General features: G+C 42.8%; 11 protein-coding genes and 4 tRNA genes. 9 read left to right on the top strand and 6 right to left on the bottom strand.

Going from position 1 to position 11,745, the window contains the following annotated elements; translation table 11 throughout:
• Positions 1-4: 4 nt before the first annotated feature.
• The gene (locus tag HII16_RS00075) at positions 5-1,165 is read left to right on the top strand and encodes a CaiB/BaiF CoA-transferase family protein (protein ID WP_169126308.1); all 1,161 of its coding nucleotides are present in this window, start codon (positions 5-7) and stop codon (positions 1,163-1,165) included.
• Positions 1,166-1,364: 199 nt separating this feature from the next.
• Here the strand turns inward: HII16_RS00075 and HII16_RS17000 are convergent, their stop codons facing one another.
• On the bottom strand, positions 1,365-2,099 hold the full coding sequence (locus HII16_RS17000; protein WP_169126306.1) for an AraC family transcriptional regulator: 735 nt from the start codon (positions 2,097-2,099) through the stop codon (positions 1,365-1,367).
• Between HII16_RS17000 and HII16_RS00065 the strand changes: the two genes are divergently transcribed.
• Positions 2,086-2,454: a membrane dipeptidase gene (locus HII16_RS00065; protein ID WP_211183348.1), complete on the top strand. Its 369-nt coding sequence runs from the start codon at positions 2,086-2,088 to the stop codon at positions 2,452-2,454. The two genes, HII16_RS17000 and HII16_RS00065, sit on opposite strands and share 14 nt — an antisense overlap.
• Positions 2,455-2,517: 63 nt before the next feature.
• Here HII16_RS00065 and HII16_RS00060 read toward each other — a convergent pair whose 3' ends face one another.
• Positions 2,518-3,429 carry a permease gene (locus HII16_RS00060; RefSeq protein WP_169126302.1) on the bottom strand — a complete coding sequence of 304 codons (912 nt, stop codon included), beginning with the start codon at positions 3,427-3,429 and terminating at the stop codon, positions 2,518-2,520.
• 111 nt (positions 3,430-3,540) lie between these two features.
• On the opposite strand from HII16_RS00060, the gene HII16_RS00055 reads away from it, so the two are divergent.
• A complete protein-coding gene (locus HII16_RS00055; RefSeq protein ID WP_169126300.1) occupies positions 3,541-3,834 on the top strand; it encodes a metalloregulator ArsR/SmtB family transcription factor in 294 nt (97 codons plus the stop codon).
• 53 nt (positions 3,835-3,887) lie between these two features.
• Here the strand turns inward: HII16_RS00055 and HII16_RS00050 are convergent, their stop codons facing one another.
• Both HII16_RS00050 and HII16_RS00045 read right to left on the bottom strand, forming a co-directional pair.
• Positions 3,888-4,598 carry a TetR/AcrR family transcriptional regulator gene (locus HII16_RS00050; RefSeq protein ID WP_169126298.1) on the bottom strand — a complete coding sequence of 237 codons (711 nt, stop codon included), beginning with the start codon at positions 4,596-4,598 and terminating at the stop codon, positions 3,888-3,890.
• Between the two features lie 140 nt (positions 4,599-4,738).
• Positions 4,739-6,421: an AMP-binding protein gene (locus HII16_RS00045; RefSeq protein ID WP_169126296.1), complete on the bottom strand. Its 1,683-nt coding sequence runs from the start codon at positions 6,419-6,421 to the stop codon at positions 4,739-4,741.
• A 457-nt stretch (positions 6,422-6,878) separates the two neighbouring features.
• Here HII16_RS00045 and HII16_RS00040 point away from each other — a divergent pair, with 457 nt between their 5' ends.
• Both HII16_RS00040 and HII16_RS00035 read left to right on the top strand, forming a co-directional pair.
• Entirely contained in the window at positions 6,879-9,269 is a 2,391-nt protein-coding gene (locus tag HII16_RS00040) for a TonB-dependent receptor (protein ID WP_169126294.1), read from the top strand.
• 145 nt (positions 9,270-9,414) lie between these two features.
• Positions 9,415-9,897, top strand: a complete 483-nt coding sequence (locus HII16_RS00035; RefSeq protein WP_169126292.1) for a GNAT family N-acetyltransferase — start codon at positions 9,415-9,417, stop codon at positions 9,895-9,897.
• On the opposite strand, the gene HII16_RS00030 is transcribed toward HII16_RS00035, so the two are convergent.
• Together HII16_RS00030 and HII16_RS00025 are read right to left on the bottom strand one after the other, a co-directional pair.
• Positions 9,894-10,328 (bottom strand): RNA-binding S4 domain-containing protein, encoded by a 435-nt coding sequence (locus HII16_RS00030; RefSeq protein WP_169126290.1) that lies wholly within the window; start codon positions 10,326-10,328, stop codon positions 9,894-9,896. The genes HII16_RS00035 and HII16_RS00030 overlap by 4 nt on opposite strands.
• Positions 10,329-10,521: 193 nt before the next feature.
• Entirely contained in the window at positions 10,522-10,869 is a 348-nt protein-coding gene (locus HII16_RS00025; protein WP_169126288.1) for a DUF3718 domain-containing protein, read from the bottom strand.
• 438 nt (positions 10,870-11,307) lie between these two features.
• Between HII16_RS00025 and HII16_RS00020 the strand changes: the two genes are divergently transcribed.
• From HII16_RS00020 to HII16_RS00005, 4 genes are all read left to right on the top strand, one after another.
• Positions 11,308-11,383, top strand: a tRNA-Val gene (locus tag HII16_RS00020).
• A 26-nt stretch (positions 11,384-11,409) separates the two neighbouring features.
• Positions 11,410-11,485 (top strand) — tRNA-Val (locus tag HII16_RS00015).
• A gap of 30 nt (positions 11,486-11,515) precedes the next feature.
• A tRNA-Val gene (locus HII16_RS00010) sits at positions 11,516-11,591 on the top strand.
• A gap of 20 nt (positions 11,592-11,611) precedes the next feature.
• Positions 11,612-11,687: transfer RNA gene (locus tag HII16_RS00005), tRNA-Val, on the top strand.
• Positions 11,688-11,745 lie beyond the last annotated feature (58 nt).

Below are 11,745 nucleotides of genomic sequence, written 5' to 3'. Positions count from 1 at the left end.
AGATATGGAAAATGATAAAAAAGCGGGTCCATTAACAGGCTGTACCTTTATTGAGATTGAAGGCATAGGTCCAGGCCCTTTTGCCGGTATGATGTTAAGTGATATGGGCGCTACGGTGATAGTGATTGAACGCCCTGATGGTAATGACTCTATTGATTTGGCCGACAAAGATATTCTCAAACGTGGTAAGCAGTCTATCGCTGTTGATTTAAAGTCTGACAAAGGTCGCGACTTAGTTTTGCAACTCATCGCTAAAGCCGACGGTTTAATTGAAGGAATGAGGCCTGGGGTTATGGAGCGTTTGGGCTTAGGTCCTGATGCTTGCTTAGGCGTTAATCCAAAACTTGTTTATGGCCGAATGACCGGTTGGGGACAGACTGGACCTATGAGCGAACGAGCAGGCCATGACATCAATTACATTGGCTTGTCAGGCGCACTTTGGTATGCCGGGAAACCAGGTGATGCGCCATTTGCGCCACCGACACTGGCCGGCGATATAGGCGGTGGCGCGACTTACTTAGTGATTGGCTTATTGGCTGGTGTACTGAATGCCAAAGCTAATGGGCAAGGGCAAGTCGTCGATGCCAATATCGTCGATGGTTCTGCCAATATGATGAATCTGATTTTGTCGATGGTAGCCAATAATATGGCCAGTTTTAATCGTGGCCAAAGTATTCTGGATGGACCGCATTGGTTTGATAGTTATAAAACCAGCGATAACAAAGCGGTTACCGTCGGGCCTTTAGAGAGTAAGTTTTATCATATAATGCTCGACGCGCTCGGGCTTGGCGAAGATGATGACTTTAAGCAACAGTTTGACCCAAGTTTGTGGCCTAAGCAAAAGCAAAAATTACAACAAATATTTGCCGCTCATACTCAGGCTCACTGGGACCAGGTTTTCGCTGGACGTGATGCGTGTTACGCGCCGGTATTGAGTCCACAGCAAGCAGCCCAGCATGAACATAACCAACAGCGTGGTTATTATTTTGAGAAAGACGGTATATTGCAGGCGGCCGCCGCGCCAAGGTTTAGCCAAACCCCAAGTTTTGACAAGGGTGATATTGCGTTGCGAGGCGCTGACAGTCAGCGCATATTGCACACATTAGGGCTAAGCGATAATGATATAAATGATTTGGTTGATGAAGGTATTGTTGGCTTGCGATAGCAGAACTAAGCGTGGTTTTGATTGCCAAAAAAGCCAAGTGAAATGCCATTTAAGCTATTTATGTGCGCATTTGATCTGTTAATCTAAACAGGTCGGTGGGAACCGATAGCCAAAGTTTACCCCCGGGTTTTCCTTTGGTGCTTATGTAAAATCCTGATTTATCAGGTGATTAGCCCCTAAATAGGATTTAGGGGCTTTTTTATGACGAACTCGAAAACGTTTTTTTATAACGACTTGGTGCGACGCCATACCAACGCTTAAAAGCGCGAGTAAAACTGCTGCTATCAGCAAAACCCAATAAGTGGGTTAACTCGCCAACCGGTACCTTCATTTCTTCTAAATAACGACATGCCAGCTCCTGCCGCGTTTCATCTAAGAGCTGTTGAAATGATGTATTCTCTTTTTTTAGTTTGTCATGAAAGGTCCTTGGACTCATATATAGCTGTTTGGCAATGCTTTCCCGAGCAAAATTATTCGCCGGTAATGAGGCGATTAATAGCTCTTTAACTTTTGCCGTTAGACTGGTTTTCGATAAGGTTTCCAGATATTTAATCACTAAACCATCAAGCTGACGACAAAGCTCAGCATTCTCGGCAGGTAAGGCTAAGTCGAGTTCGTCGCGATTAAGGAAAATACGAGTTGAGTCACAATTATATTCGATAGCACAGCCAAAGTGATCAACGTATTGTTGCTCTGTAGCGAGGTTGATTTGCCCCATCAACTGCAATCTGTACGGCATATAATTAGGGCGAAATATCTGCCTGATCATTTTGATCAACACCGCAACGATGGTGGTTGAATGAAAATGGCGGGTCGTTTCTGGGTGTTTAACCAAAGCACGAAACTCAACATAAGGGCTTTTCCCATCCAGCTCTAAAGAAAGTGAGGTGATGGCACTTACCGTTAAAGAAATGGGCGGAATGGTATCTATCACAGCGACTGAGTGGATGATGGATGGTGTATGGACAGAAGATATTACACCTAAGCAAATTGCTGAAATGATTGACGGTGCGGTTAAAGTTGTTGGTATTGACCATGTAGGTATTGGCACCGACGATATGATGACGGTTGGCGCGGTAGCCGACTTTGCAAAAGCAAACCCTGACGCATATACCGATAATGGTTACATGGTTGATGCGTTTAATCGCGGTGCAACAGGTGCTGCTGAAATGTCTAAACATTTAGCACCAGTAATTGATGAGCTATGGAAAATGGGTTACTCGGACGAAGATATTCGTAAACTCATGGGTGAAAACTTAATCCGAGTGTATAAACAATCTTGGAAGTAAACACTTTAGGTTATAGATAGTTTAAGGGCTGACCGAATGGTTAGCCCTTTTCTTTGTTAGGGATTAAAACAGCGCGCTGTATAAGTAACCGCTGATCACCGCCATAGAAATGATGACAGCTACAAAGGCTATAACCAACTTCTTTTTGAATATTGATTTCAATAAAATCACTTCGGTTAAGCTGGCGCCAGCGCTACCAATGATCAGAGCCATAATCGCGCCCATTCCCATGCCTTTTGCCGCGAGTGCTGCACTTAACGGGATCACCGCTTCTGCTCGAATGTACAGCGGAATACCGATAACCGCAGCGACTACAATGGCAAATGGATTGTCATCGCTCGCATATTTGGCAACTAATTCGGTTGGCATAAAACCGTATATTAACGATCCAATCGAAATACCCAATAAGAGATATGGTAAGACTTTTTTAAAGTCTTCAATTGTCGATTGCCACACTTGTTTATAAGGGCTGATAACCACTTTACCTTTGCCGCAACCTGTGGCGCAGCCAGCGGGCTTTGGTTCTTGATAGGCGCTTTCTTTTACCGCATTTTCAAATCCTGCTTTTTCCAAAAGAAAACCAGCGAGCATTGAAATACCCATGGCCATGACAAAATAAAATACGGTAACTTTTATGCCAAAGGTGACCATAAATAAGCCTATGATGATTGGGTTAAGCAATGGACTGGCAAATAAAAATACCATCATGGTGCCAAAGCCGGCTTTGGCTCGTAACAAACCTTTTAAAAATGGAATGGTTGAGCAAGAGCAGAATGGCGTGATCGCACCTAGTAATCCTGCAACCCAATAGCCTCGACCGTTTTTGTCACTAAGGATTTTTTCGATCTTTGCTGGTGGTATTTTCAATTGCAACCAACCAACCAAGTAACTGATGATCAGAAATAGGGCGGTTAATTCGACCGTTAAAAATAGGAACATATTGAGCGTTTGCATTATCGCTTCATTGGTAAACATGGGTATAAACCTTTATCTGTATTTCTAGAATAATCGAAATATAAAGATCTTTTATGGTAAAATCAAGTTATTTCTAGTAATATCGAAATATAAGTTACGAAAGAGACTAAAATGGATATAGAAACGACAGCCAAAGCTTTTAAGGAATTAGGGCATGCAACGCGCTTATCGGTATTTCGTAGTGTGGTGCGAGCCGGTTACATCGGTATTGCGGTAGGCCAGTTACAGCATCGCTTAGAGATCCCTGGTTCTACTTTGTCGCATCATATTAGCGCATTAGTTAATGCCGATTTATTAACGCAACGACGAGAAGGGCGCACATTATATTGCGTTGCCAATTTTGACATGGTGCAAAAAGTGATTGGTTTTTTAGAAGATGAGTGTTGTATTGAAGAGCAGCAATAAGACAAGCTCGAGAATCATTTGCCTTATTGCCAGTAAATGTTAATTTACTTGAGTTAACTGAGTTTATCTAGTTTTTGCTCAAGTTGTTCTAATTTAGCCAGAATAGCACTGTTATCGTTTTGCCGAGGCTGTCCAGAGCCTTTATTGTCGGTATTGAGTAGCGCACGATAGACAACATCGGATATTTGATCGGCAATACTGTCGACATCCAAGCGATTACTGCGGCCAGTCACATACCGCCAAGCATGGTATTCAACGCCACCATAAATCATGTCTCGAATTAACGTAATCGGTGCATCACTGCGAAAGGTATTGTTTTGGATGCCTTCTTTAATGATTTTATCAACGTTACTCGAGTAGGCTTTATTTAGCTCAAAAATTTTCGTTGCTTCGTAATCAATACCAACCCGCACGTGTTGGACAATCATGTCACACAGTGCTGGCTCTGCTTTTAATACATTTAAATGGTGCCAGATCATAAAGTGCAAGCGGTTTTTGACACCGGTAATGCCTGCAAGGTTATGGGTATAGTCGGCTAATGCGTCGTTATACCAACGCTCTAAGACACTTATTAGCACGTCTTTTTTGGTTTTGAAGTAACGATAAATGGTTCCTTCAACGATGCCAATTTGCTTGGCTACATCTGCCATCGATGTCGCCTCATAACCTTTTTCGACAAACATTTTGTGTGAAATATCAAGTATTTCGGCAAGTCGCTCTTCGGGCTTTTGTCTTATTCTTTTTTTCTTGGCGTTTGTTGTCATAACATACTGCTCTTTTGCAAACCTTACGCAAGCTATTGTGCCAGTGTATTTTCACCTTGTAAAAAAAATTGCGATCAAAAGCCGCAATTTAAATTAACAATGCGGTTTAAATCTGCTTTGAGTTATTGAACAACTCAATGTTAACTGGCATCTGCTAAGCGCTGTGCCATTTCATCTCGCATCACGAATTTTTGCATTTTACCGGTAACCGTCATTGGGTATTGTTCGACAAACTCAATGTAACGAGGGATCTTAAAATGGGTAATTTGACCTTCACAAAATGCTAATACTTCATCCACTGTGCAAGTTTCACCTTCTTTTATTTGAATCCAGGCGCAAACTTGTTCACCCAATTTTTCATCAGGGACGCCAAATACCTGTACTTCGGCAATTTTAGGGTGATGGTATAGGAACTCTTCTATTTCCCGTGGGTAGATATTCTCTCCACCGCGAATGATCATGTCTTTGATTCGGCCCGTGATCATTACGTATCCATCTTCATCCATGCTACCGATATCACCAGAGTGGAGCCAGCCAGAGCTATCTATGGTCTCCATGGTTTTTTCTTCGTCATTCCAATAACCTTGCATCACCGAATAGCCCCGAGTACACACTTCACCAGGTTCACCTATTGCGCACACGTTGCCATTGTCATCGATGATTTTTATTTCGACATAAGGCACCGCTCGGCCAACGGTTGCGGTGCGTTTCTCTATTGTATCTTCAGGCAACGTTAAGTGGTTAAGTGGGCTTACTTCAGTTTGACCGTAGCCAATCAAAATATTGTCCATATGCAGATCGCTGATCACTTCCTTCATCAACTTCATAGGACACGGAGAGCCGGCCATAATACCAGTGCGCAAGCTGCTCACATCATATTGTTTGAATTCAGGATGATCTAACATCATCACAAACATGGTTGGTACACCATGTAAGCCAATACATTGCTCATCACTAACGGCCTGTAAGGTGGTAAGCGGATCATAACTGGCCGCGGGAAATACCATGGTCGCGCCTTGAGACACACAGGCAAGTGAGCCAAGCACCATGCCAAAGCAATGATAAAGGGGCACCGGAATACATAGTTTTTCACCCGCTTTTAGCTGCATACCCGTTGCCGATAGCGAGGCATTGTTTAATATATTGCAATGGGTAAGGGTGGCACCTTTTGGCGAGCCGGTGGTGCCAGAGGTAAATTGAATATTTATTGAATCATCAGGCTTTAATTGTGACTTAAGTGCCTGCAACAATAGCCGTTCATTGTCGCCGCCCATATCGCACAGTTGCTCAAAATTAACCATGCCTTTGCTCGGTTCATCGCCCATGCGAATCACAAATTCGAGATGCGGTAGCTTCTTTGATTGCAATGCGCCGGGTTTACTAAGCTTTAACTCTGGCGCCAATTCATTGAGCATGTCTAAATAACGCGATGACTTGAATGACTCGGCACATATAATGGCGCGGCACTCAACCTTATTTAAGGCATATTCCAGCTCATATAATCGGTACGCTGGGTTTATACAGACCATAATGGCGCCGATTTTGGCTGTCGCAAATTGTGTCAACACCCATTCGTAGCTATTTGGTCCCCAAATGCCAACTCGATCACCAGGCTCAATACCTATGGCGAGCAGCCCGGTGGCTAATCGATTGACTTGTTCATTGAATTGTTTATAGGTCCAACGGATATTTTGATGTCGAACGACAAGGGCTTCGGTATCCGAATGTTGTTCACTGATATTGTCGAGATAATTGCCTATGGTTTGATAAATAAGTTGGCTACTACCTTCCCCACAATAATAGCTTTGCTGTAATGCGCTCATTCTTGGCTTCCTAATAATTTGCTTTTGTCGTGTTGTTTAGGCCTTGTTTTAATTGTTTATAGCCTGCTTGCTATTTTTATAAAACCTGCGGTCAAACAAGTCAATATGAGTTGGGCTCATTATTGTGAATTGATACATTTACAGGCGAGTTTTCATCATGCTGGCCGATATTGACAAGTTTTAACATACTTTTTTCGTAAGTGATTTTCGCTAACAAGTGACTGAAACCGGTTGGAATTCATACTACGGCCGTAATTTTGAACTTTAATGAATCTGACTCATTAGTGTTGACAATCAATTTTTAACGTCATAATGTTAGCCATGTGAATAAAGTTTGGCCTATCCAACCAATGATTTAATTCACTGTCTGTTAATGAGGCAGCTACACTGCAAGGACGTGGTGCAATAACAATAAAAAAAGAATAAAAATTACATAAGTATCCAAAGAGAAAACGTTATGAATATCAAGTTCAACAAGATTTCCCGAGGCGTAGCGCTAGCCTGTGGTATAAGCATGGCTTATATGCCGTCAGCAACAGTATCGGCACAACAACAAGCGGCTGAAGACGATATTGAAATCATTCAGGTACGTGCGACCAAGCGTGCAGAGAATGCTAAAGATATCCCTATGGCCATCAATGTCACCACAGGTGAAGCCATTGAAAAGCAAAGTATCACCCACTTAGAAGACTTATCTGCAACAATCCCTAACTTTATTGTTGGCGATTCACTCACCACAAACAACGTTTACATGCGCGGTATGGGCTCAGGGGCTGATCGAGGTTTTGAACAATCAGTATCTATGTATGTGAATGGTGTGTATATGCCACGCTCTCGTCAAACTCGAGCATCATTTTTTGATGTCGGCCATATTGAAGTATTACGCGGTGCTCAATCGGTATTATTTGGTTTGAACTCAACCGCTGGTGCGGTGAGTATCCACAACAATGTGACTAACCCGGGTGACGATTTTCATGCCAGTGTGTTAGCTGAGTATGAAACCGAATACGAAGGTACGAAAGCCGACGTTATTGTTGGTGGTTCATTAACGGACACCTTTGCCGTACGTGTTGCTTTGCGAGAGGCAGACTCAGATGGCTGGATGAAGAACGTTGTTACAGATGTGCCAACATTATTGGCCACAGGTGAATTAAGCCAGCAAGATAGCTATGTTGGCGGCCGTGATGAATCGGTTCAAAGAATCACCGCCGTATTTGAACCATCAAGTAGCTTTAAAGTAACTGCGGGCTATGAAACCGGCGAGTTTACTGTAGATGGATCGATGGGGGAGATTTTTAATATTAAACCAACCGGTGAAGCGTTTGGCTACCCACTTTACGATGATGGTACATTAAATTGGCAACAATCTTCAGATACATCATTGATTAACGATGCCAGTGGCATGACCATTAACTTTAATGTCAATGGCGGTGAAACGTATCAAGAGTCTGATAATGCCTTTGTACAAACCAGCTATACATTTGGCAACGGTTATGAGTTGCAAGCGAATCTAGGTTATTCCGACTTTGAATACTCTGCTGCAGTGGATGTGGATACCACGTCTCTACCGTTGTGGGACGCTTATAATTTTGAGACCTATGAGCAAACCTCTGGTGAGTTGGTGTTCTTATCTCCAACCGATGGTCGCTTCTCGTACATCGTTGGTGCCTATTACCAAACCAGTGATTTTTATACCGCACAGCCAAATATCGTTGATTTGAATTGGTTCGGCAGTGCGATAGTTGAGCGCGGTGATAACCCGCTAACGGTTGAGCAAACCATGATGTCGGTTTATTTTTCAGCTGACTATGACATCACTGACAACTTAACCGTCATCGCTGGTGCTCGTTGGACTGACGATGAAAAAGATTATGATCGTCAAGCTTACTGTCAGTGGGATATGGGCGCAGGCTTTATGAATACTGCTGACATTTTTGGTTCACCAGTAAACCCTGGTGGCGCTTTTGTCTGTTCTCCAGCAGGTTATGATGGTAACTCAGATACCATTGATTCAGATAATGTAATGCCAGAGGTCACCATTAAGTACCAAATCAATGACGACTCGTCTATTTACGCTAAGGCGGGTGAAAGTGTGAAATCTGGTGGAATTGCCACCGCAGGTTCTATCGCACCGGAAAGCCTAGTGTTTGATGATGAAACCGTGTTTGCGCTTGAAGCAGGTTACAAATTGTCTTTTATGGACGATGCGGGTAGCTTCGGTATTACCGTATTCCAAAGTGAATTTGATGATTTACAGGTTAAGACATCGGTATTAAATGATATGGGCGCGCCGGTAAGCATTGCCTCTAACGTAGGTGAAGCGACAACCGCAGGTGTTGAAATGGACGTTAATATGATTTTGACGGACTGGTTAACCATTGGTGCCAACGTCGCGTATTTGGATGCTGAGTATGACAGTTTCCGCAATGGTCCATGTAATTACAATGCCAACTTGCCTGAAGATCCAAATGGCCAAGGCGGTTGTGATTTGAGTGGTGAAACCATGCCGTATGCGCCAGAGGTGTCAGGTAGCGTATTCGCTGATTTAAATTTTGATTTAACCTCAAATCTTGTATTGCAAGGTGGCGTCGTGGTTGCTTACTCTGATGAGTATTATACCGATGGAGCCTTAAATGAAGATTTGGTGCAGGGTTCTTATACCAAAGTGAATGCACGTCTAGGTATCGCCTCATCTGAAGGTACTTGGGAAGTTAATGTCATCGGTAATAACTTGACCGAAGAAGAAATTCTTACCGGTGTTCAGGAGTTCGGTGGTTTTGCTGACTTAGGTTACTTAGCTGCGCCTCGCACGGTTACCATTCAAGGCGTTATCCGCTTTGGTGGCTAAGCAAATAAGCTGCTATGTATCCTAAATGCGCTATTCGCGTAATTATAAAAAGCCCGCTTTAGCGGGCTTTTTATTTACTTAACGTTATTGAATTTAGCCCATGCCTTGTATACATTGAATGCCTTTATCGTCAATGGATTAGGTCATGTCAGAACATATTGTATTAGCACAACTAGAAAACCCACAACATCAGCAAGACTTACTTATGCTGCTCAACGCTTATGCCGTTGATCCTATGGGCGGCAACGAGGGCTTGTCAGACTACACCAAAAAAAATCTGATAGAGGCGATGAAACATAACCCTCAAGTATTTTCTTTACTGTGTTATGTTGACGATAAACCGGCGGCTATTTGCAATTGTGTTATCGGTTTTTCCACCTTTAAAGCCAAGCCATTATTGAATATTCATGATATGGCGGTGCTGCCAGAGTATCGAGGCCGTGGCTTAAGTCATAAATTATTAGCGCGCGCAGAGCAAGAAGCTCTAGGGCGAGGTTGTTGTAAACTGACGCTGGAAGTATTAAACGGTAATGAAGTCGCCAAAGCCAGTTACATTAAATTTGGTTTTACTGGCTATGAACTTGATCCGCAATTAGGCTTAGCTGAGTTCTGGGAAAAGGCGCTTTAAAACGAGATTGATTTACGCCCAGTGCGTGAATGAGTGTCTGGCTCAGCTTTATTGTCTGAGCCTTTTTGTTTTTGCGGATTTTTACGACGGCCGGTACTGGGCTGTTTTTTTGCTTTGTTGGTTTTCTCTTGCTTGCTCGGTTTGTTTTGCTTGGCTGGCTTTTTAGCAGATACCACGGCAATTGTTGGCTCTGGGGCGACATAATTTGGGTTTAAGATAGGCATAACTGCCTCCCCATTAAACTGCACAATGTCTTCAAAATAAACTTTCTTGCGCTTTTGATATTCAACTTCGCCGTTTAAGAACACGTAGCCTTCTGAGATCATCATTTTCGCTTCTCCACCACCGCCAACCAGGTTGGCAATTTTTAACAGTTTATAGAGCTCTATAGGCTCTTGATTTATTTCAATGGCGAGAACTTCGATTTCCACAGTGTCATCTCAAAAAGGATAGATGCATTAAGTGTATCATGAGCATTTTCACCCACACCATTAAATTCACTGATTTTATTAAAGTAAACAGGGTTTATTGCGGCGTTAGATAGTAAAACGCCACCTGTATTTTACAGATGGCGTTTATCGACAGAACAGGTTGGCAGTCTGATGTGACAGTAATTAGCCAAGCTTATGGTGTAGTAACAAAGTTTACTTCAAACTTCTCAATTGATGCTAAGTCAGTGATGCTGGCTTGACCTAGTGCGTCACTCAAGCGCTCAGCTGTTTTATTAGCACCATGGCTTTCGGCAAAAGCAATGATGTCTTGGCCATTACATACTACGCCTAAGGCGACGGTTTCTTTATCAAGGCGATATTCTTTTACGGTGCGCTCAAAGCGTAAGGTATTGCCACTCATGGCTGCTTTACACGTGTCTACCAAAGCATTATGAATATGGTCGTCCATATTATTGGCATTTACGTTCATGGTGGTTGCTGAAAAAAGTATTGCTGTTGCTAGTGTTGTTAAGGTTTTCATAGTCGTCTTCCTGTGTGCAGTTCTTTAAGTTAAAAAGTCAGTTTTTATTTGGTTTAACTTACTAGACGTATGAATAGCGGAAAAAAGTTGCATGCTATTTTTGGGGGGATGTAACAAAGTGTTGCGGTCAAAAAGTGACCAGGGTGGCGCTAAAAACGGCTTATTTACTGAAATGTATGGCATTTATTGCTGTGCAGGTTACATTTGTAAGAAAAGTGTTAAACATACTTTTTTACATCCTGTGATAAATTTCGGACTAATTTTGTCAAAATCCACTGCAAAACTAGCTTATAAATTGACTTGATTGCTGTAAAAAACAGCGAACGATCAAATAATCACAAAATAAATTAAAGATACTGTTGACAGTTTTTTAGTGATCCCTATAATACGCATCACTTTCTTGCTGTAGCAATGCAATAAGAGAGTCGCAAAGTAAATGGACGGTTAGCTCAGTTGGGAGAGCATCGCCCTTACAAGGCGAGGGTCACTGGTTCGAGCCCAGTACCGTCCACCACTTACTTTTGCGCTTTGAATTTGTTTGGACGGTTAGCTCAGTTGGGAGAGCATCGCCCTTACAAGGCGAGGGTCACTGGTTCGAGCCCAGTACCGTCCACCATTCAAATTCAAATATCAATTATTACTTGTTGGACGGTTAGCTCAGTTGGGAGAGCATCGCCCTTACAAGGCGAGGGTCACTGGTTCGAGCCCAGTACCGTCCACCATCAAGTAAATATCCCTATATGGACGGTTAGCTCAGTTGGGAGAGCATCGCCCTTACAAGGCGAGGGTCACTGGTTCGAGCCCAGTACCGTCCACCATATTTCTTTAATATTCAAATCAATTAAAAGCAGTAATCGAATTAGTTCGATAATTTCG

It is taken from the genome of Thalassotalea sp. Y01, assembly GCF_012932945.1.
Classification (GTDB): Bacteria; Pseudomonadota; Gammaproteobacteria; order Enterobacterales; family Alteromonadaceae; genus Thalassotalea_A.
Note: the sequence above shows the minus strand (reverse complement) of the source record. Positions and strands in the feature narration are given on the sequence as shown.

What these genes read in the sequence shown, in the direction of transcription:
- HII16_RS00075 (WP_169126308.1), top strand. Translation starts at nt 5, where the DNA reads ATGGAAAATGATAAAAAAGCGGGTCCATTAACAGGCTGTACCTTTATT.
- HII16_RS00045 (WP_169126296.1), bottom strand. Translation starts at nt 6,421, where the DNA reads ATGAGCGCATTACAGCAAAGCTATTATTGTGGGGAAGGTAGTAGCCAA.
- HII16_RS00040 (WP_169126294.1), top strand. Translation starts at nt 6,879, where the DNA reads ATGAATATCAAGTTCAACAAGATTTCCCGAGGCGTAGCGCTAGCCTGT.
- HII16_RS00055 (WP_169126300.1), top strand. Translation starts at nt 3,541, where the DNA reads ATGGATATAGAAACGACAGCCAAAGCTTTTAAGGAATTAGGGCATGCA.
- HII16_RS00065 (WP_211183348.1), top strand. Translation starts at nt 2,086, where the DNA reads ATGGTATCTATCACAGCGACTGAGTGGATGATGGATGGTGTATGGACA.
- HII16_RS00025 (WP_169126288.1), bottom strand. Translation starts at nt 10,869, where the DNA reads ATGAAAACCTTAACAACACTAGCAACAGCAATACTTTTTTCAGCAACC.
- HII16_RS00035 (WP_169126292.1), top strand. Translation starts at nt 9,415, where the DNA reads ATGTCAGAACATATTGTATTAGCACAACTAGAAAACCCACAACATCAG.
- HII16_RS00050 (WP_169126298.1), bottom strand. Translation starts at nt 4,598, where the DNA reads ATGACAACAAACGCCAAGAAAAAAAGAATAAGACAAAAGCCCGAAGAG.
- HII16_RS00060 (WP_169126302.1), bottom strand. Translation starts at nt 3,429, where the DNA reads ATGTTTACCAATGAAGCGATAATGCAAACGCTCAATATGTTCCTATTT.